At 71.8% G+C, this 20,136-nt stretch carries 19 protein-coding genes; 2 read left to right on the forward strand and 17 right to left on the reverse strand.

All coding sequences use genetic code 11. From position 1 onward, the window contains the following. Positions 1-68: 68 nt before the first annotated feature. The gene (gene pyrR / locus ACZ4VA_RS14965; protein ID WP_355779202.1) at positions 69-659 is read right to left on the reverse strand and encodes a bifunctional pyr operon transcriptional regulator/uracil phosphoribosyltransferase PyrR; all 591 of its coding nucleotides are present in this window, start codon (positions 657-659) and stop codon (positions 69-71) included. 245 nt (positions 660-904) lie between these two features. Here pyrR and bldD point away from each other — a divergent pair, with 245 nt between their 5' ends. Continuing rightward, entirely contained in the window at positions 905-1,405 is a 501-nt protein-coding gene (bldD, locus tag ACZ4VA_RS14970; RefSeq protein WP_067366005.1) for a transcriptional regulator BldD, read from the forward strand. Positions 1,406-1,655: 250 nt separating this feature from the next. Here the strand turns inward: bldD and nusB are convergent, their stop codons facing one another. From nusB to ACZ4VA_RS15035, 13 genes are all read right to left on the reverse strand, one after another. After that, positions 1,656-2,090: a transcription antitermination factor NusB gene (nusB, locus tag ACZ4VA_RS14975; protein ID WP_355795591.1), complete on the reverse strand. Its 435-nt coding sequence runs from the start codon at positions 2,088-2,090 to the stop codon at positions 1,656-1,658. A gap of 2 nt (positions 2,091-2,092) precedes the next feature. Next, positions 2,093-2,659, reverse strand: coding sequence for an elongation factor P (gene efp, locus ACZ4VA_RS14980; RefSeq protein ID WP_355795589.1), 567 nt, complete (start codon positions 2,657-2,659; stop codon positions 2,093-2,095). A 46-nt stretch (positions 2,660-2,705) separates the two neighbouring features. Beyond that, positions 2,706-3,812 (reverse strand): aminopeptidase P family protein, encoded by a 1,107-nt coding sequence (locus ACZ4VA_RS14985; RefSeq protein WP_356166530.1) that lies wholly within the window; start codon positions 3,810-3,812, stop codon positions 2,706-2,708. Between the two features lie 125 nt (positions 3,813-3,937). After that, positions 3,938-4,819: a Pro-rich N-terminal domain-containing protein gene (locus tag ACZ4VA_RS14990; protein WP_355782103.1), complete on the reverse strand. Its 882-nt coding sequence runs from the start codon at positions 4,817-4,819 to the stop codon at positions 3,938-3,940. A 285-nt stretch (positions 4,820-5,104) separates the two neighbouring features. Further along, positions 5,105-6,196, reverse strand: a complete 1,092-nt coding sequence (gene aroB, locus ACZ4VA_RS14995) for a 3-dehydroquinate synthase (RefSeq protein ID WP_355782100.1) — start codon at positions 6,194-6,196, stop codon at positions 5,105-5,107. Next, positions 6,193-6,711, reverse strand: coding sequence for a shikimate kinase (locus tag ACZ4VA_RS15000; protein ID WP_355782097.1), 519 nt, complete (start codon positions 6,709-6,711; stop codon positions 6,193-6,195). The genes aroB and ACZ4VA_RS15000 overlap by 4 nt, the downstream gene beginning before the upstream one ends. Further along, positions 6,708-7,892: a chorismate synthase gene (gene aroC, locus ACZ4VA_RS15005; protein ID WP_355782094.1), complete on the reverse strand. Its 1,185-nt coding sequence runs from the start codon at positions 7,890-7,892 to the stop codon at positions 6,708-6,710. Before aroC ends, ACZ4VA_RS15000 begins: the two co-directional genes overlap by 4 nt. A 175-nt stretch (positions 7,893-8,067) precedes the next feature. Then, entirely contained in the window at positions 8,068-8,904 is an 837-nt protein-coding gene (locus ACZ4VA_RS15010; protein ID WP_355782092.1) for a shikimate dehydrogenase, read from the reverse strand. Next, positions 8,901-10,685 carry an endolytic transglycosylase MltG gene (mltG, locus tag ACZ4VA_RS15015; RefSeq protein WP_468081591.1) on the reverse strand — a complete coding sequence of 595 codons (1,785 nt, stop codon included), beginning with the start codon at positions 10,683-10,685 and terminating at the stop codon, positions 8,901-8,903. Before mltG ends, ACZ4VA_RS15010 begins: the two co-directional genes overlap by 4 nt. Positions 10,686-10,808: 123 nt before the next feature. Beyond that, complete coding sequence (ruvX, locus tag ACZ4VA_RS15020; protein ID WP_355782086.1) at positions 10,809-11,273, reverse strand: Holliday junction resolvase RuvX; 465 nt, start codon at positions 11,271-11,273, stop codon at positions 10,809-10,811. A gap of 9 nt (positions 11,274-11,282) precedes the next feature. Further along, the gene (gene alaS / locus ACZ4VA_RS15025) at positions 11,283-13,955 is read right to left on the reverse strand and encodes an alanine--tRNA ligase (RefSeq protein ID WP_355782083.1); all 2,673 of its coding nucleotides are present in this window, start codon (positions 13,953-13,955) and stop codon (positions 11,283-11,285) included. Beyond that, positions 13,955-14,293: a DUF6167 family protein gene (locus ACZ4VA_RS15030; protein WP_355782080.1), complete on the reverse strand. Its 339-nt coding sequence runs from the start codon at positions 14,291-14,293 to the stop codon at positions 13,955-13,957. The genes alaS and ACZ4VA_RS15030 overlap by 1 nt, the downstream gene beginning before the upstream one ends. A 7-nt stretch (positions 14,294-14,300) precedes the next feature. Further along, entirely contained in the window at positions 14,301-14,735 is a 435-nt protein-coding gene (locus ACZ4VA_RS15035) for a DUF948 domain-containing protein (RefSeq protein ID WP_355782105.1), read from the reverse strand. Positions 14,736-14,896: 161 nt separating this feature from the next. On the opposite strand from ACZ4VA_RS15035, the gene ACZ4VA_RS15040 reads away from it, so the two are divergent. After that, complete coding sequence (locus ACZ4VA_RS15040; RefSeq protein WP_468081595.1) at positions 14,897-17,080, forward strand: ATP-binding protein; 2,184 nt, start codon at positions 14,897-14,899, stop codon at positions 17,078-17,080. Between the two features lie 32 nt (positions 17,081-17,112). Here the strand turns inward: ACZ4VA_RS15040 and rpsD are convergent, their stop codons facing one another. The 3 genes from rpsD to ACZ4VA_RS15055 form a co-directional block, all read right to left on the reverse strand. Further along, positions 17,113-17,727, reverse strand: coding sequence for a 30S ribosomal protein S4 (gene rpsD / locus ACZ4VA_RS15045; RefSeq protein ID WP_355793228.1), 615 nt, complete (start codon positions 17,725-17,727; stop codon positions 17,113-17,115). 335 nt (positions 17,728-18,062) lie between these two features. After that, positions 18,063-19,418, reverse strand: coding sequence for a replication-associated recombination protein A (locus ACZ4VA_RS15050; RefSeq protein ID WP_356166545.1), 1,356 nt, complete (start codon positions 19,416-19,418; stop codon positions 18,063-18,065). A 66-nt stretch (positions 19,419-19,484) separates the two neighbouring features. Further along, positions 19,485-20,123 (reverse strand): vitamin K epoxide reductase family protein, encoded by a 639-nt coding sequence (locus tag ACZ4VA_RS15055; RefSeq protein ID WP_356166548.1) that lies wholly within the window; start codon positions 20,121-20,123, stop codon positions 19,485-19,487. Between the last annotated feature and the right edge of the window lie 13 nt (positions 20,124-20,136).

A 20,136-nucleotide genomic window follows, 5' to 3' on the forward strand; every position in this document is an offset into this window, starting at 1 on the left:
GCAGTTCAGGCATATGGGGGCATACGGGCGCGCGGAGGCGCACTCAGGGGACGTACCGCTGAGTGGGACTACTGCTCGCCGGCCGGGGAGGTCCGCTTCACACCGAGCAGCACGGTGTCGCGACCGTCCTCCTCGGCGAGCTGGACCTTGACCGTCTCCCGCAGCGACGTGGGGAGGTTCTTGCCGACGTAGTCGGCGCGGATGGGCAGTTCGCGGTGGCCGCGGTCGACGAGGACCGCCAGCTGCACGGCGCGCGGACGCCCGATGTCGTTCAGCGCGTCGAGGGCGGCGCGGATGGTGCGGCCGGAGAAGAGCACGTCGTCGACGAGGACGACCAGCCGGCCGTCGATGCCGTCACCGGGGATCTCGGTGCGGGCCAGCGCACGCGGCGGGTGCATGCGCAGGTCGTCGCGGTACATGGTGATGTCGAGGGAGCCGACCGGGATCGTGCGGCCGGTGATCGCCGCGAGCTTGTCGGCCAGCCTGCGGGCCAGGAAGACGCCCCGGGTGGGAATGCCGAGGAGCACCACGTCGTCGGCGCCCTTGGCGCGTTCGACGATCTCGTGGGCGATGCGGGTCAGCACCCGCGCGATGTCGGGACCCTCGAGAACGGGCCGCGCATCGGACTCGTACTGCTGCTTGTCCTGCTCGGTGTCCATACGAAACGGACCTCCTTCTCCGCCTCACGGGACGGATCATTAAAGGACGTCGGATTTGCGCCACCCACGGTACCAGCAAGGCAACGCGCCTGATCACACCCGCGGAATCACCCGTACGGCGGCTGCCGGGGAGGGGCGGGTACGGACCTTTCGGCTTGACGGGGGAGAGTAACGCTGCGTAACCTCACAGTGAGTCACCAGCCGCGCGGCGGAGCCGCACGTTGATACAGCGTCCGGGGAGCTATATGTCCAGCGAATACGCCAAACAGCTCGGGGCCAAGCTCCGCGCCATCCGCACCCAGCAGGGACTTTCCCTCCACGGCGTCGAGGAGAAGTCCCAGGGCCGCTGGAAGGCAGTCGTGGTCGGTTCGTACGAGCGCGGCGACCGCGCCGTCACCGTGCAGCGTCTCGCCGAGCTGGCGGACTTCTACGGGGTCCCCGTGCAGGAGCTGCTTCCGGGCACCACGCCGGGCGGGGCCGCCGAGCCGCCGCCGAAGCTGGTCCTGGACCTGGAGCGCCTGGCTCACGTGCCGGCCGAGAAGGCGGGCCCGCTCCAGCGGTACGCGGCCACGATCCAGTCCCAGCGCGGTGACTACAACGGCAAGGTGCTGTCGATCCGCCAGGACGACCTGCGCACACTCGCCGTCATCTACGACCAGTCGCCGTCGGTGCTCACCGAGCAGCTGATCAGCTGGGGCGTGCTGGACGCGGACGCGCGCCGCGCGGTCTCCCACGACGAAGGCTGATCCCTTCCCCCGCTTGTGAAGAAACGTGCCGCCGGGGTGGCCGGAACACATCGTTCCGGCCACCCCGGCGGCTTTCTGCGCGCCGCGCGGGCCCCGGGGGCACCGGCGGGCCACCGGGCTCCCGCGAGGGCTCAGGGGGGCACAGGAACGCCGGAGGGCCCGCAGCGGGTGCGCTGCGGGCCCTCCGGCGTTTCGTACGTCGTCATCCGGCGCCGTACGACCAGGTCTCGCTCCGGCGGAACCGCCGGTGCTAGGCCTCGTCCCGGCGGAGCGACGGCTTCAGGTCCTTCAGCCGGCCCAGCAGGCCGTTGATGAACGCGGGCGACTCGTCCGTGGAGAACTCCTTCGCCAGCTGGACCGCCTCGTCCAGCACCACGGCGTCGGGGGTCTCGTCGACCCAGATCAGCTCGTAGGCACCGAGACGCAGGACGTTGCGGTCCACGACCGGCATCCGGTCGAGGGTCCAGCCGACGGAGTACTGCGCGAGGAGGTCGTCGATCCGGCGGGCCTTCTCGGCGTACCCCTCGACCAGCTGCATCGTGTACTCGCTGACCGGCGGCTGCCGGGTGTCGGACCGGGAGTGCCGGATCCAGTCCGCGAGGACCGTCAGGACGTCCACATCGCGCTGGTCGCCCTCGAAGAGGATCTGGAAGGCGCGCTTGCGGGCCGTGTTGCGGGCAGCCACGGTTAGCTGTTCACCCGGCCGAGGTAGTCGCTCGTACGGGTGTCGACCTTGATCTTCTCACCGGTGGTGATGAAGAGGGGCACCTGGATCTGGTGGCCGGTCTCCAGGGTGGCGGGCTTGGTGCCACCGGTGGAGCGGTCGCCCTGGACACCGGGCTCGGTCTCCTGGATGGTCAGCTCGACGGCGGCCGGCAGCTCGACGAAGAGCACCTCGCCCTCGTGCTGCGCGACGGTGGCGGTGAAGCCCTCGATCAGGAAGTTGGCGGCGTCGCCGACGGACTTGCGGTCGACCATGAGCTGGTCGTACGTGCCCATGTCCATGAAGACGAAGTACTCGCCGTCCATGTACGAGAACTGCATGTCGCGCTTGTCGATCGTGGCCGTCTCGACCTTGACGCCGGCGTTGAACGTCTTGTCGACGACCTTGCCGGAGAGCACGTTCTTCAGCTTGGTGCGCACGAAGGCCGGGCCCTTGCCGGGCTTGACGTGCTGGAACTCGACGACGGACCAGAGCTGGCCGCCTTCGAGCTTGAGCACCAGGCCGTTCTTGAGGTCGTTCGTGGAAGCCACGGTTGCGGAATCTCCTGGACTGACGTGGACGACCAGAAGACACGCGCTACAGCGCGAGCAGCTCCTTGGTCGTGATGGTGAGCAGTTCGGGTCCGCCGTCCGCCTCGTGGCGCACGACGAGCGTGTCATCGATCCTGACACCGCCCCGGCCCGGAAGGTGGACCCCCGGTTCGACGGTGACCGGCACGCAAGCGTCCAGTTTACCCATGGCCGCGGGGGCCAACTGCGGGTCCTCGTCGATTTCGAGCCCGACACCGTGCCCGGTCATCGCCGGAAGGCCCTCGGTGTACCCCGCGGAGTCCAGTACCTGGCGGGCCGCGCGGTCCACGTCGCGGTAGGCCGCACCGGGCGCCAGCGCCTCGCGTCCGGCGCGCTGAGCGGCGAAGACGAGGTCGTACAGCTCGATCTGCCAGTCCGCGGGAGAGGTCCCGATGACGAACGTCCGGCCGATCTCGCAGCGGTAGCCGCGGTACACGGCGCCCAGGCAGACGGAGAGGAAGTCGCCCTCCTCGACCCGTCGGTCGGTGGGCCGGTGGCCCCGGCGCCCGGAGTTCGGCCCGGTGGCGACGGAGGTCGCGAACGCCCGGCCGTCGGCGCCGTGGTCGACGAGACGGCGCTCCAGCTCCAGCGCGAGGTGGCGTTCGGTGCGGCCCACCAGGATGGATTCGAGGAGTTCGCCCAGGGCCTGGTCGGCGATCTCGGCGCCGATCCGCAGGCAGGAGATCTCCTCCTCGTCCTTGACGACGCGCAGCTGCTCCACCGCGCCGCCCAGGTCCGCCAGCCGCAGCCGGGGGGCCACCGAGGCGAGGGCGCGGTGCCGCCGCACCGTCAGGTGGTGCTCCTCGACCGCGAGGGACTCCGCCCCCTGCTCGAGGGCGAGGCCGGCCGCCGTGACCGCCGCGTCCCCGCCGGGCGCCGGGAGCAGCTGCACCCGCAGCGCCTCGTCGGGCCGCCCCTCCACGGGGTCGCCGCTCGGCAGGGAGGCGCAGAGCAGCAGGTCCTCGGATCTGCCGAGCAGCAGGACGGCGCCCTCCGGTGCCGTACCCGCGAGATACCGCACGTTGGCCGGGCGGGTGACGAGCGCCGCGGCGCTGCCGCCCGCCGTGCTGCGTTCCCGGAGCCGCTCGCGGCGTACCGCGTACACCTCTGACATGTTCCGAGCCTACGAGCGGTGGCCGGATACCGCCGGTCCAGCGGGGCCGACCGGGCGGCGGTCATGCCCGCCCGCGGCGGCGCACGGGACGCCGGCGGGGCCGGGGCGTCCTCAGGCGCCGCAGGTCACCACTGGGGCGGGCTCGCGATCGAGCGGGCCAGGACGTCGTCCAGGATCCGCGCGGTGGCCGGTACGTCGAGCTGCGAGTTGTCGATGATCGGCAGCCCGGAGCCGTACCAGCCGGCCATCCGGCCGTGGATGCGGGCGACCTCCTCGTCGCTGAGGCGGCGGTTGCCGGAGCGCTCGGCGTTGCGCTCCAGGACGATCTCCAGGCCGGGCAGCAGGACGACCGGCAGCAGGCCCGGTCCCACGTGCCGCTTCCAGCCACCGAGGCCGACGACCGGGCGGTCGGGGAACACGGCGTCGTCGAGGATGCAGGAGATGCCGTTGGCCAGGAAGTTCCGTGCGGCGAAGCCGCAGGTCCGGCGGGCCAGGCGGTACTGCGCCTCGGAGTGGTCGTTCCACCCCGACTGGGGGTCCGCGAAGCCCGAGCGGACCCACTCGCGCACGTCGTCCAGGCTGATGTGGGCCGTGGGGACCCGGCGGTGCTCCGCCCAGTACTTGGCGACGCTGGTCTTGCCCGCGCCGGCCGGGCCGATGAGCAGGACCGCGAGCGTGGTGGCGGCCGGGTCGGGGGTGCCCGGGGCGGGCGGCGGGGACGGCATGGCCACGGGGCCGCCCGGGGGCAACTGCACATGGCCGGTGGTGTCCCTCGGGGGCGGTGCGGGCACGTGGTGCGCCGGGGGCTGGTGCGGGGCCTGGGCCGGCGGGACCCCTGGGGGTACGGGCGCACCGACCCCGGGAGGTACGGGCGCTCCGGCGAAGCCCGGGGCGGGCGCGGGTCCGGGACCGGGTCCCGGGTGCTGTCCGGCAGATGACCAGCCGGCGGCCGGTCCGTGCCCCGGCTGATGGGGCGGCGGCAGCGGAGCCCCCACTGCGTGCTGCATCCGGTGCCACTCCGTCTCGTGTCTTTCGGCTCGCTCGCCTCCGGGGCGCCCGCGTCGACTTCCGGAAGCCCGGCCGCGGCAGGACCCGCGGGTCCTGGCGCTCTCCCCCTCGACACCGACACGCCTTCGAACTCGCTCGCCGCAGGCAATTGGCGCTGGCAGCGGGGCCCGAACCCCGCTCCGTACCGAACGGTACCGTCCCCGGCCGCCGTTGTGTGAACGGCCGGGGACGGCCCGGAGTGCCCGTGTGCGGAGCCGGACCGGACCAACCGGTCCGGAGTGGAACTACTCGCCCACCTCGCCGTAGGCGGCGAGCAGGACGGCCGGGTCGGGGCCCTCCAGGACGGTCGGCTTGGCCAGGCCGTCCAGGACGATGAAGCGCAGCAGGTCGCCGCGGGACTTCTTGTCGACCTTCATGTTCTGCAGCAGCTTGGGCCACTGGTCGTAGCGGTAGTGCAGCGGCAGGCCCACCGCCTGGAGGATCGTCCGGTGCCGGTCGGCGGTGGCGTCGTCCAGGCGGCCCGCCAGCCGGCCGAGTTCGGCGGCGAAGTGCATGCCGACGGAGACGGCCGCACCGTGGCGCCACTGGTAGCGCTCGTTCTTCTCGATGGCGTGGGCCAGGGTGTGCCCGTAGTTGAGGATCTCCCGGAGCCCGGACTCCTTGAGGTCCCCGGAGACGACCTCGGCCTTCACCCTGATCGAGCGCTCGATGAGTTCGGCGGTGTGCGGTCCGGCCGGGGTGCGGGCCGCCTGCGGGTCGGCCTCGATGAGCTCAAGGATCGCGGGGTCGGCGATGAAGCCGGCCTTGATGACCTCCGCGAGTCCCGACACGAAGTCGTGGACCGGCAGGGAGTCCAGCGCGGCCAGGTCGCAGAGCACCCCGGCGGGCGGGTGGAAGGCGCCGACCAGGTTCTTGCCCTCGGCGGTGTTGATGCCGGTCTTGCCACCGACCGCCGCGTCCACCATGCCGAGCACGGTGGTCGGGATCGCGATCCAGCGCACGCCGCGCAGCCAGGTCGCGGCGACGAATCCGGCGAGGTCGGTGGTGGCGCCGCCGCCCACGCCCACGATGACGTCGGTGCGGGTGAAGCCGGAGGTGCCCAGCGCCTTCCAGCAGTACGCGGCGACCTCGGCGGTCTTGGCCTCCTCGGCGTTCGGCACCTGGATGGCGATCGCCTCGAAGCCCTGCCCGGCCAGGTCGGCGCGCAGCGCCTCACCGGTGTCGGCCAGCGCCTCGGGGTGGATGACCGCGACGCGCTTGGTGCCCTCGCCGATCAGACCGCCGAGCTCTTCGAGGAGTTGGCGGCCGACCAGGACCTCGTAGGGGTCGGTGCCCGCCGTGCCACCGACGTGGATCCGGGTCACTGCCTCGCTCATGCTTCCTTCAACTCCAGTGCGTCGAGGACCGCCTGGGCGACCTCTTCGGGGGTGCGGCCGTCGGTGGCGATCACCGCGCCGGCCACTTCGGTGTACAGGTGGCGGCGGGCCTCCATCAGCTCGCGCCACTGCCGGCGCGGGTTGACCGCGAGCAGCGGGCGCGCGGTGTTCAGCCCGGTGCGCTGGACCGCCTCCTCGACGTCCATCGAGAGGTAGACGACCCGGTGTCCGGCGAGCAGCGTCCGCGTCTCCTCGTCGAGGATCGCGCCTCCGCCGAGCGCCAGTACGCCGTCGTGCTCGGCGAGCGCCCGGTGCACCGCGCGCTTCTCCACGGCACGGAAGGCGGCCTCGCCCTCGTCGACGAAGATGTCGGCGACGGTGCGGCCCTCGGCGGCCACGATGTCGTCGTCGGTGTCCCGGTAGGCGCAGCCCAGCCGCCCGGCGAGCAGCGCGCCCACCGTGGACTTGCCGACGCCCATCGGTCCCACCAGCACGACCAGGGGCGCGGGGCTCACCGGATGGCCAGGTTCTCGAGGTACGAGGTCACGTTGCGGCGGGTCTCGGGGACGCTGTCGCCGCCGAACTTCTCGGCCACGGCGTCGGCCAGGACGAGCGCCACCATGGCCTCGGCGACGATGCCGGCGGCCGGGACCGCGCACACGTCCGAGCGCTGGTGGTGGGCCTTGGCGGCCTCGCCGGTGGCCACGTCGATGGTGGCCAGGGCGCGCGGCACGGTCGCGATGGGCTTCATCGCGGCCCGTACGCGCAGCAGTTCACCGGTCGTCAGGCCGCCCTCGGTGCCGCCGGAGCGGCCGGTGGAGCGGCGGATGCCGTCCTCGGTGTGGACGATCTCGTCGTGCGCCTGGGAGCCGGGCACCCGCGCCAGGTCGAAGCCGTCGCCGACCTCGACGCCCTTGATGGCCTGGATGCCCATGAGCGCGGCCGCGAGCCGGGCGTCGAGCCGCCGGTCCCAGTGGACGTGCGAGCCGAGCCCGACCGGTACGCCGTAGGCGAGCACCTCGACGACGCCACCCAGGGTGTCGCCGTCCTTGTGGGCCTGGTCGATCTCCGCGACCATCGCCTTCGAGGCGTCGGCGTCGAGGCAGCGCACCGGGTCGGCGTCCAGCCGCTCCACGTCGGCGGGCGTGGGGTACACCCCGTACGGCGCCTTGGCGCCCGCCAGCTCGGTCACGTGGCTGACGATCTCGATCCCGGCCGTCTCCTTCAGGTACGAGCGGGCCACGGCGCCGAGGGCCACCCGGGCCGCGGTCTCCCGCGCGGAGGCGCGCTCCAGGATCGGCCGGGCCTCGTCGAAGCCGTACTTCTGCATGCCCGCGAGGTCCGCGTGGCCGGGCCGGGGCCGGGTCAGCGGGGCGTTGCGGGCCAGGTCGGCGAGGATCTCCGGGGCGACCGGGTCGGCCGCCATGACCTGCTCCCACTTGGGCCACTCGGTGTTGCCCACCATGATCGCGACGGGCGAGCCGAGGGTGAGGCCGTGCCGGACGCCGCCCAGGAAGGTGACCTCGTCACGCTCGAACTTCATCCGGGCACCGCGTCCATAGCCGAGGCGCCGCCGGGCGAGATGGTCCGCCACCATGTCCGTGGTGATCGGTACGCCGGCGGGAAGTCCCTCCAGCGTCGCGACAAGTGCGGGACCGTGGGACTCCCCCGCGGTCAGCCAGCGCAACCTGCTCAACGGTGCTCCTCATGCTCGCGCCCTGGTACTGCTGCTGCGTACACGCGTCCTCGCGTACGGCGACGGCGCGACCGGGTGCGCGGCCCTGGCCCGCCACCTCCGATCCTCCCACGTCCGGCGGCGGGCACCGGCCGCAGGTCCATCAGGCGGACGGCTCCGGGGACGCGTGGGCGCCTCAGCGGCCCGCGAGGGCGTGCTCGCCCGCCTTGCGCATGGCGTCCAGCGGCGCGGGGGAACGCCCGGTCATCTGCTGGACCTGGAGCACCGCCTGGTGCACGAGCAGGTCGAGCCCGCTGACCACGGCACCGCCGTACGCCGACCAGCGGGCGGCGAGATCGGTGGGCCAGGGGTCGTACAGCACGTCGAACAGCGTGGCGGGCCGTTCGGGCACGGCGGCGGCCAGCGCGTCCGTGGTGCCCGCCGGGGTGGTGGCGATCACCAGGGGCGCGCGCAGGGCCTGCGCGGCGTCCGCCCAGTCCGCGGTCCGCACGTCGAGGCCGAGCCGCTCGCCCCACTGCCGCATCTCGGCGGCCCGGGCCGCGCTGCGCACGTACGCGACGACCTCGCCGGTGCACACCCGTGCCAGCGCGGCCAGCGCGGAGGAGGCGGTGGCGCCGGCGCCGAGCACGGCCGCCGAGTCGACCTGCTCGATGCCCCGCTCGCGCAGGGCGGCGACCATCCCGGGGATGTCGGTGTTGTCGCCGACGCGCCGCCCGTCCTCGGTGAACACGACCGTGTTCACCGTCTCGACGGAGGCGGCCGTCTCGCTGATCTCGTCCAGCAGCGGGATGACCGCCCGCTTGAGCGGCATGGTCAGCGACAGTCCCGCCCACTCCGGGCCGAGCTTCCCGACGAACTCGGGCAGCGTCTCCTCGTCCACCTCGAACCGGTCGTAGGACCAGCCGTCGAGTCCGAGCCGCGCGTACGCGGCCCGGTGCAGGACCGGGGAGAGGGAGTGCGCGATCGGGGAACCCAGGACGCCCGCTCTGCGCCCGCCACCGGTGCCGCTCATTGGCCCTTCTGTTCGTCGAGGTACTTCTCGCGGTTGCGGTTCTGCTCCTCGTTCGTCTCCGCGAACAGCGTCTTGTCCTCGCTGACGGAGACGAAGTAGTACCAGTTGCCCTTGGCGGGCTTGAGCGCCGCCTCGATGGCGACCTGACCGGGGTTGCCGATCGGCCCGGGCGGCAGCCCCTTGATCTTGTAGGTGTTGTACGGGTCCTTGAGTTGGCGCAGCTCGTTGACGGAGCCGGTGGCGAGCTTGGACTCCCCGCGGAGGTAGTTCACCGTCGAGTCGAAGTCGAGGAGGCCGTAGGTCTCGGTGTTGTCCGGCTTCAGACGGTTGTAGACGACCGTCGCGACCTTCTCGAAGTCGTGCTTGTACTTGCCCTCGGCCTGGACCAGGCTCGCGACCGTGAGGACCTGCAGGGGGTTCTTCAGGTCCAGGTCGTCGGCCTTGGCCTCGATGCCCAGCTCGGCGTACTTCTCCTTGGCCAGGTCGACCATCTGCTCCAGGACCTCCTTGGGCTTCATGCTCTTGGCCACCGGATAGGTCGACGGGTAGAGGAATCCTTCCAGCGGGTCCTTGATGTCCTTGCCCGTGTTCGCCCAGGACGGCAGGCCGAGGTCGGACCACTGCTTCTCTGCGACGCCCTTGGTCGTGCCCTTCTTGAGTTCGAGGGCCTTGTCGACCGCCGCGTAGACCTGGGCGTTGCGCTCGCCCTCGAACACCGTGAGGTTGTTCCGGCTCTTCGGGTCGAGCATCAGTGCGACGGCGCTCTCGGCGGACATCTGCTTGTTGAGCAGGTAGGAGCCCGCCTGGATCTGGCCGCCGTCGGGGTTGTTCGACTGGGCGGTGACGAAGGCGTCGACGCTCTTGACGACGTCCGCGTCCTTCAGCTTCTGCCCGATCGCGTAGCCGAGGGCGCCCTTGGGGATGACGACCGTGACCTTCTCGCCCGTGCCGTCGCCCGCGTAGTCCGGCGCCGAGCCGAAACGGTTCTGGTAGAACTGGTACCCGAAATATCCGACACCGCCGAGGCCGCCGCCGAAGACCAGGACGACCACGAGGCAGGCGCATCCGCTGCGCCGCTTGCGGTCCTTGCCGCCGCCGCGGCCCCGCCGGTCCCCGCGCCCGCCGCGGCCGGTGTCGTCCGTGTCGCCGTCGGAGTCGTCGTCACCCGCGAAGAAGGCGTGCTCGCCCTGGTCGGGTCCCGGGTCCCAGTCCGTCTGCGGCTCGGGTTCGGCACGGCGCCGGGCGGGCGGCTCGGGCGGCGGGTACGCGTCGGGCGTCTGGTAGAAGTCGGGCTGCTCGCCGCCGGGATACGCGGCCGGCTGGCCCGCGTACGGGTCGACCGGGTCGCCGGGGTACGGGACTTGGGGGTGCGCTCCGGTGGTGTAACCGCCGTTGTCGTAACCCTGCGCCTGGCCCTGGCCGGCGTACTGCTGCTGATCCTGGCCGGGGTACTGCTGCCCCTGGTCCGGGTACGGCCCGCCCTGGCCCTGGAACTGCTGCCCGCCCTGGTCGTACTGCTGCTGCCCGTACTGCTGCTGGTTCTGGTCGGGGTAGTGCCCCTGACCGCCGTACTGCTGCTGGCCCTGCTGGCCCTGCTGGCCCTGGTACGTCGCCTGGCCGGTGCCCCAGTCGCCCTGCTGCGGCTGCTGCGGATGGTGCTGTGGCTGGCCGCCGTAGGGGGACTGACCCTCGTGGGCCTGTCCTCCCCATCCGCCGTCCCCGTACAACGGGTCCTCCGGATGCCACGGTTCGGAGCCTGGGCCCCGGCCATACTCAGTCATCGATCCCCTAGAGCCGCGAGGCGGTGGCTGCTGGCGCTTGTGGCACGGCTCCCGTTCGCCTCTTTCGCTGTGCGGCGGCTGTTCGAACACCGCCGCATCGCGCGGAACGTTACCGTATCGCGATCAGATGACCACTTCGACGCCCTCGCCGGGCGCCGTGCCTGACGCCCGTTCGGACTCCAGGGCCTGCTGGAGGATGACGACGGCCGCCGCCTGGTCGATGACGGACCGGCCCTTCTTGGACTTCACGCCCGAGGCGCGCAGTCCCTGAGTGGCCGTCACCGTGGTCATTCTCTCGTCGAGGAGCCGCACCGCGACGGGTGCGATCCCCCGGGCGAGCTCCTCGGCGAAGGCGCGGACCTTGACCGCGGCGGGGCCCTCGCCCCCCTTGAGGGAGCGAGGGAGTCCGACCACGACCTCGATCGGCTCGTACTCGTCGACGAGCTGCCTCAACCGGCGCTGTGCCGCCGGGACATCGCGTCCCGGCACCGTCTCCACCGGGGTCGCGAGGATCCCGTCGGGGTCGCACGAGGCGACCCCGATGCGGGCGTCCCCGACGTCGATCGCGAGCCGGCGTCCTCTGCGCATCGGCCGGCCCTACTTGGCCGTCTCGGCGACGAGGCGCTCGACGGCGCCGACGGCCTCGCCGATGGCGGCCGGGTTCTGGCCGCCGCCCTGGGCGACGTCCGGCTTGCCGCCACCGCCGCCGCCGAGGGTCTTGGCGGCCGCGCGGACCAGCTCGCCGGCCTTGAGGCCGCGCTCGCGGGCCGCCTCGTTGGTGGCGATGACCGTGAGCGGCTTGCCGCCCACGGTGCTGAACAGGGCGACGACGACGGCCCGTCCGCCCTGGATGCGCCCGCGCACGTCGAGGACCAGCCTGCGCAGGTCGTCGGCGCTCGTGCCGTCCGGGACCTGCCCGGTCACCAGCGCGATGCCGTGGACGTCCTTGGCGGACTCGGCGAGACCGGCGGCGGCCTGGAGCACCTTCTCCGCGCGGAACTTCTCGATCTCCTTCTCCGCGTCCTTCAGCTTGCCGAGCATGGCGGAGATCTTCTCGGGGAGCTCCTCGGGGCGGCCCTTGACCAGCTCCTGGAGCTGGGCGACGACCGTGTGCTCACGGGCCAGGAAGTTGTACGCGTCGACGCCCACGAGGGCCTCGATGCGCCGTACGCCGGAGCCGATGGACGACTCGCCGAGCAGCTTGACCAGGCCGAGCTGGGCCGTGTTGTGGACGTGCGTGCCGCCGCACAGCTCCTTCGAGAAGTCGCCGATGGTCACGACGCGCACGCGCTCGCCGTACTTCTCGCCGAACTCGGCGATGGCGCCCTGCTTCTTGGCCTCGTCGATGCCCATGACCTCGGCGTGCACGTCCAGGTCGCGGGCGAGCACCTCGTTGATCTGCTGCTCGACGTCGGTCATCACGGCCGTGGGCACGGCCGACGGGGAACCGAAGTCGAAGCGGAAGCGGCCGGGCTGGTTCTCGGAACCGGCCTGGGCGGCCGTCGGGCCGAGGGCGTCGCGCAGCGCCTGGTGGGTGAGGTGCGTGGCCGAGTGGGCGCGGGCGATGGACTTGCGGCGGCGCACGTCGATCGTGGCCTGGGCCTTGGCGCCGACCGTCACCTCGCCGACCTGGACGACGCCCTTGTGGACGTAGACCCCGGGGACCGGCTTCTGGCAGTCGCGGACCTCGATCACGGCGCCGGTGTCCACCCGGATGCGGCCGGTGTCGCCGATCTGGCCACCGCCCTCGGCGTAGAACGGCGTGCGGTCCAGGACGATCTCGACCTCGTCGCCCTCGGTGGCGGCCGGCGAGGAGGCGCCGTCGACCAGGATGCCGACGATCGTGGACTCGCCCTCGGTCTGCGTGTACCCGACGAACTCGGTCTCGCCGGCGGCGTCGGCGATCTCGCGGTAGGCACCGAGGTCGGCGTGGCCGGTCTTCTTGGCCTGGGCGTCGGCCTTGGCGCGCTCCCGCTGCTCCTTCATCAGGCGGCGGAAGCCGTCCTCGTCCACGGACAGGCCCTGTTCGGCGGCCATCTCCAGGGTGAGGTCGATGGGGAAGCCCCAGGTGTCGTGGAGCAGGAAGGCCTTGTCGCCGGAGAGCACGGTACCGCCGGCGGACTTGGTCTCGGTGACGGCAGTGTCGAGGATGTTGGTGCCGCCCTTGAGGGCCTTGAGGAACGCGGCCTCCTCGGCGAGGGCGACGGTCTCGATGCGCCGGCGGTCGGAGACGAGCTCCGGGTACTGCTGCCCCATCATCTCGATGACGACGTCGATGAGGTCCTTGACGACCGGGCCGGTGGCGCCGAGCAGCCGCATGTTGCGGATGGCGCGGCGCATGATGCGGCGCAGCACGTAGCCGCGGCCCTCGTTGCCGGGGCTGACGCCGTCGCCGATGAGCATCACGGAGGTGCGCATGTGGTCGGTGACCACGCGCAGCGAGACGTCGGAGCCGTGGGCGGCGCCGTACTCGACGCCGGTCAGCTCGGTGGCCTTCCTGATGACGGCCATGGAGGTGTCGATCTCGTACATGTTCTGCACGTCCTGCAGAATCATCGCGAGGCGTTCCAGGCCGAGGCCGGTGTCGATGTTCTTGCTGGGCAGCTCGCCGAGGATCTCGAAGTCCTCCTTCGAGGTGCCCTCGCCGCGCTCGTACTGCATGAAGACCAGGTTCCAGATCTCCACGTAGCGCTCGTCGTTGACGGCCGGACCGCCCTCGACGCCGAACTCGGGGCCGCGGTCGTAGTTGATCTCGGAGCAGGGGCCGCAGGGTCCGGGGACGCCCATGGACCAGTAGTTGTCCTTCTTGCCGAGGCGCTGGATGCGCTCGGCCGGCACGCCGATCTTCTCGCGCCAGATCTTCTCGGCCTCGTCGTCGTCGAGGTAGACGGTCACCCACAGGCGCTCCGGGTCGAGCCCGTAACCGCCCTTGTCCTGGGGCGAGGTGAGCAGCTCCCAGGCGTAGGTGATGGCGCCTTCCTTGAAGTAGTCGCCGAAGGAGAAGTTGCCGCACATCTGGAAGAAGGTGCCGTGGCGGGTGGTCTTGCCGACCTCTTCGATGTCGGGCGTGCGCACGCACTTCTGCACGCTGGTGGCGCGCGAGAACGGCGGCTTGACCTCACCGAGGAAGTACGGCTTGAAGGGGACCATGCCCGCGGGGACCAGGAGCAGAGTCGGGTCGTCCGCGATGAGCGACGCCGAAGGGACGACGGTGTGACCGCGCTCCTCGAAGAAGCTCAACCAGCGGCGGCGAATCTCGGCCGACTCCATCAGTGGTCCTCATTCCGGTTGTACGAGTACGTCGACCTCTCGACGTACTTGGGGTTGCTGCGGTTCTCGATGGCGGCGACGCGCCGCGGTGCGGGCAGCTCGGGGTCCGTCTCGGCGTTCAGCCCGAGTGCCTCGTCGAGTTCGGCCTGGCGCTGGGCCATGCCCTCGCGGACGTCGAGCGCGAAGTCCTTGAGCCGGTGGCCCGCTTCGATCGCCTTGTTCGCGGCCTGTGCCGCGAGGCTCTCGGGCGTCAGCTGCCTGATCTTGCGGTTGACCTTGGTGGTGGCCCACACGCCGGCGGCTGCGCCCGCGGTGAACCAGAACGTACGGCGGAACATCGCTGCGTCAGTCCTTCTTCCGCTTTCCCCGTCGCGCGGACGGGACGGTGCGTCCCACGATCACGGTGCGGCGGGACGCCCTGGGTGGCTCGTTCTCACGTCGGACCCCGAGTGCCCGGCGGACGCCGTAGCCGAACGCCGCGACCTTCACGAGGGGGCCGCCGAAGGTGGAGGCGACCGTCGTGGAGAGCGCCGACGCGTTCGACGTGACCTCCTGGACGTCGGAGGCGATGGCGTCCACCCGCTCGATCTGGGTCTGTGCGGAGCGCACCGCCGTGGAGGCGTCGGCCAGCAGCGGGACGGCCTGGTCGGTCACGTCCGCCACGAGCTTGGTGGTCGCCCTGAGCGTCTGGGCCAGCCTCGCCAGCGCGACGGCGAGGAAGGAGACCAGGATCGCCCAGAACACGGCCACCAGGATCCCGGCCACCTCTCCACCGGACACTGATTGCACCCGCTCCCTGATACGTGCCTGAACATCGAAAAGTCGTCCCCCGAGCCTATCGCGCCGGGGCCGCGGCTCCGCACCGGATTACCGGCGCCCCCGGCGGGAGTTCCGCGAATCGATTGTACGGAGAGCACATGGGTCAGTACGCTGCGTATCCCATGCACCGTTCTCACCCGGCCCGGCGCGCGGGCTCCCCGCCCCCCGGCAATCTTCCCCTGGAACTCAACGTGTTCGTGGGTCGCTCGGCGGAACTGGGGCGGCTGGACGAGGCCCTGCGCTCGGCGCGGCTGGTGACGGTGACGGGCATGGGGGGCGTCGGCAAGTCGCGGCTCGCGGCGCACGCGGCGGCACGCACCGGCCTGTCCGGCGGGGCGTGGCGGGTGGAGCTGGCGGCGGTCCGCGAACCGGAGCTCGTCGAGTACGCGGTCGTCGAGGCCCTCGGGCTGACGGACCACACCTCCAGGCTGCCCCGCGAGGTGCTGGCCGGCCATCTCGCCGAGCGCGAACTCCTGCTGGTCCTGGACGGTTTCGAGCATCTCGTGGACGCCTGCGCCTCGCTGGTGGGCGAGTTGCTGCGGACGGCGCCGGGGCTGCGGGTGCTGGCCGCGGGGCGCCGGCCGCTGGAGGTGGAGGGCGAGCGGCTGTTCCCGCTGGCGCCGATGACCGGGCCGGAGGCCGCGGAGCTGTTCGCGGAGCGGGCGGCGGCCCGGGTGCCCGGGTTCGCGGTGGACGAGGCGAACCGGGCGGACGTCCTGGAGCTGTGCCGGCGCCTGGACGGGATCCCGCTCGCCGTCGAGCTGGCGGCCGGCCGGCTGAGCACCCTCTCCCCCGCGCAGCTGCTGTCGCGCCTGGAGGACCGGTTCCGGCTGCTGACGGGCGGCGGCCGGGACGTGCCGGCGCGCCACCAGACACTGCGTACGGCCATCGGCTGGAGCCATGAGCTGTGCACCCCGCGGGAGCGGCTGCTCTGGTCGCGCCTGTCGGTGTTCGCGGGCCGGTTCGACCTGGAGGCCGCCGAGTACGTGTGCAGCGGCGACGGCCTGCCCGCCGACGACGTCCTGGACGTGCTGGGTGAACTGCTCGCCCAGTCCGTGGTCTCCCGCGAGGAGGCCCCCGTCGGGGTGCGCTACCGGATGCTGGACACGGTCCGCGCGTACGGCGCCGAGTGGCTGGAGGCGATGGGGGACGCGGAGCGGCTGCGGCGCCGCCACCGCGACTGGTTCATGGGGCTGGCCACCTGGTGCGAGCTGGACTGGTTCTCGCCGCGCCAGGGCGAGGTCGCCGCGCGCGTGGAGGCGGAGCTGCCGAATCTGCGCTGCGCCCTGGAGCACTGTCTGACCGAGCCGGGCGGGACGCATCTGGGCCAGTACCTTGCGGGCAGCCTCTGGTTCTACTGGGTGGGCTGCGGCAGGCTCGCCGAGGGGCGGCACTGGCTGGACCGCTGCGTCGAGCCGACGCCGGAGGACGGGGCGTATGAGCAGTCCCGGCTCAAGGCGCTGTGGGTGCTCGGTTACGTGGCGGTCCTCCAGGGCGACCCGGTGGCCGCGCTCGCCGCGCTCCAGGAGTGCCGCGAGGAGGCGGAGCGGAGCGGGAACGCGACGGCGGTGGCGTACGCGGAGCACCGCACCGGGTGTCTGGCGCTGGTGACGGACGACATGCCGCGCGCGGAGAGCCTGCTCGGCTCGGCGCTGGACCGCTATCACGAGATCGGCGAGCTCAACAGCAACGTGCTGATGGGCCAGGTCGAGCTGGCGATGGCGAAGGCGTTCCAGGGGGATCTGCCGGGCGCGGTGAAGCTGTGCGACGACGTCCGCCGGGTGTGCGAGGACCACGGGGAGCGCTGGGCACTGGCGTACGCGCTGTACGTGCTGGCCTACGGGGCCTGGGCCGAGGGCGACCGGCGGCGGGCCCGGGATCTGCTGGAGGAGTGCCTCGGCATCGGGCACACCTTCCACGATCTGCTCGGCACGGTCCTCGCGGTGGAACTGCTCGCGCTGGTCACCGCGGAGGACGGCGATCCCGCCGAGGCCGCGGTGCTGCAGGGCGCGGCGTCCCGGATGTGGCCCTCGGTGGGCCTGCCGCTGTTCGGTTCGGCGTACTACAACGCGCCGCACGAACGCTGCGAGACGACCGCCCGGGAGCGGCTGGGCGACGAGCGGTACGAGGAGTGCGTACGCGCCGGGGCGCGGCTGGGGCAGGAGGCGGCGGTGGCCCGGGCGCTCGGGCGGCGCGGGGAGCGCACGCTCGGCGCGTTGCCGGCGCCGCGGACGATGCCGGCGTCCGTGGACATGCGAAAGCCCGCCGCCTCGCCCACCCGGAAGGGCGGGGAGACGACGGGCTGACACGCAGTGGTGCTACATCCGCCGGAAAGCGATCAGCGGGCGTAGTACTCGACGACGAGCTGCTCGTCGCAGATCACCGGGATCTCCTTGCGGTTCGGCTCGCGGTCCAGGCGGAAGGCCAGGGCGCGGAGGTTCACCTGGAGGTAGCGCGGGGTCTCGCCGTCGGGGGCGAAGCCACCCTCACGCGCGACCTCGAACAGCGGCTTCTGGCGGCTGCGCTCACGGACCATGACGACGTCGTCCGGCTTGACCCGGAAGGACGGCTTGTCGACCTTCTGGCCGTTGACCTCGATGTGGCCGTGGACGACCATCTGGCGGGCCTGGTAGATCGTGCGGGCGATGCCCGAACGCAGGACCAGCGCGTCGAGACGGCGCTCGAGCTCGATGACCAGGGCCTCACCGGTCTTGCCCTGGGTCTTGGCGGCACGCTCGTAGGCGCGGACGAGCTGGCGCTCGGACACGTCGTACTGCGCGCGCAGACGCTGCTTCTCGAGCAGACGGACCTTGTAGTCCGAGTTCTGCTTGCGGCCGCGGCCGTGCTCGCCCGGCGGGTAGGGGCGGGCCTCGAAGTACTTGACGGCCTTCGGGGTCAGCGCGATGCCGAGGGCACGCGACTTCTTGACCTTGGGGCGGGACTGGTTCGGCATGAACCAAACACCTCATGTTTTCGATACGAATACGGCTTCACCAGGGTTAGGGGAGGTCGCAATCCGCAGCCGGGGAAACCCCGCGGGCCCTTGACGGACCTGCCGGGCAGCCGCTCCCTGGTCTGGGCACATACGTGCAGCACGCGAGTGGCCCACCGACCTGTTCCCGGAGGTCCGGGAGGGTGGTGGGCTGCCCGCGACACCTTCGACGGTGCGCGACGCTCCTGGATCCCCCGCGCCTTGCGGCGCACGGGGTTCCGGCTGGATGTCCCGTTCTGGTGGTGCCGACCGGAGCCGGGCACGGGACGCAGCGCTTCAGGGAGTCTACAGGGTGGTCAGGGCCGCCCTCGACCGAGGCGCTTGCGGGTCCATTCCACCGCGTCCGCGTAACGTGCCTCGGCGCCGTGGCGGGAGGGTGTGTAGTACTCCCGGTCCTTGAGCTCCTCCGGTGCGTACTGCTGGGCGGCGATGCCCTCGGGGAGGTCGTGCGGGTACACGTACCCCTGCGCGTGGCCGAGCTTGGCGGCGCCCTTGTAGTGCCCGTCGCGCAGGTGCATCGGCACGGGGCCCGCGTGGCCCTTGCGGACGTCCTCCATGGCGGCGCCGATCGCGGTGGTCGCGGCGTTCGACTTGGGGGCCAGGGCGAGGGCGATGGTGGCGTGGCTGAGGGTGAGCGCGGCCTCCGGGAAGCCGATCATGGCGACGGCCTGGGCGGCGGCGACCGCGATCGGCAGCGCGTTCGGGTCCGCGAGACCGATGTCCTCGCTGGCGGAGATCATCAGGCGGCGGGCGATGAAGCGGGGGTCCTCACCTGCCTCGATCATGCGCGCCAGGTAGTGCAGGGCGGCGTCCACGTCCGAGCCGCGGATGGACTTGATCAGGGCGCTGGCGACGTCGTAGTGCTGGTCGCCGTCGCGGTCGTAGGTGACGGCGGCGCGGTCGACCGTCTCCTCCAGGGTCTGGAGGGTGATCTCCGGCTCGCCCTTGTCGAGCGCGGACCCGGCGGCGGCCTCCAGCGCCGTCAGGGCCCGTCGGGCGTCGCCGCCGGCGATCCGCAGCAGGTGCTCCTCGGTGTCCCCGGGGAGGGTGACGGCCTCCTTGAGGCCGCGCTCGTCGGTGAGGGCCCGGCGCAGCAGTGCGCGCAGGTCGTCGTCGGTGAGCGGTTCCAGGGTCAGCAGGAGGGAGCGGGACAGGAGGGGGGAGATCACCGAGAAGTACGGGTTCTCCGTGGTCGCGGCGATCAGGGTCACCCAGCGGTTCTCGACGGCCGGGAGGAGGGAGTCCTGCTGCGCCTTGCTGAAGCGGTGGATCTCGTCGAGGAAGAGGACGGTCTCCTTGCCGAAGCCACCGGTGGCACGGCGGGCGCCCTCGATGACCGCGCGCACCTCCTTGACGCCCGCGGTGATCGCGGACAGCTCGACGAAGCGCTTGTTCGTGGCCTTGGAGACGACGTAGGCGAGGGTGGTCTTGCCGGTGCCCGGCGGGCCCCAGAGGATCACGGAGGACGGTCCGGCGGGGCCGCCGCCGCTCTCGCCGACCAGTCTGCGCAGGGGCGAGCCCGGCTTGAGGAGATGCTGCTGGCCCACGACCTCGTCGAGGGTGCGCGGGCGCATCCGGACCGCCAGGGGGCTGCTGGACGGGTCCTTCTCCTGGCGTTCTTCGGCTGCGGCGGTGAACAGGTCGGGCTCCACGTACGAAACCCTATGTCACACCACTGACAACGCCCCCGGGCCCGGTGGACCGGGGCTCCGGCGGGGTCAGCTGGTCCAGAAGTCCCACCAGCGGGTCAGGATCAGCATGCCGATGATGCCGATGTGCAGGACGGGCAGCACCCAGGTGAACTCGCCGAAGAAGCTCCTGACCCAGCGCGGGGCGGGCAGGAAGCCGTTGCGGACGTTGGACGACGTCACGTACCAGAACATGAGGATGGTGGCGACCCACGCCAGGCAGCACCACAGGCACAGCGAGTTGATCCGGTACAGGGACTGGAACTGGAGCCAGGTGCAGAAGCCGACGCCGAAGAGGGTGCCGGCGTTGAAGGTCAGCCAGTACCAGCGCGGGAAGGTGGCCCTGGCGAGCAGGCTGACGCCGACGCAGACGACGACGCCGTAGGCGACCAGTCCCAGCATCGGGTTGGGGAACCCGAAGACCGAGGCCTGGTCGCTCTTCATGATGTTGCCGCAGGAGACGACCGGGTTGAGGCTGCAGCCCGGTACGAAGCCCGGGTCCTCCAGCAGCTTGAACTTGTCGATCGTGATGACCCAGGCGGCGAGCAGACCGGCCGCACCGGTGATCACCAGCAGCAGGGCGAGGGCCGCGCTGCCGCCCACCGTCCGGGGGGCGTCGACGCGCTCGTCGTCGAGGGAGACGTCGTCCTTGACTGTCGTCTTGCTCATCACGCCGATCCGT

Source organism: Streptomyces sp. NPDC028308, from assembly GCF_055565855.1.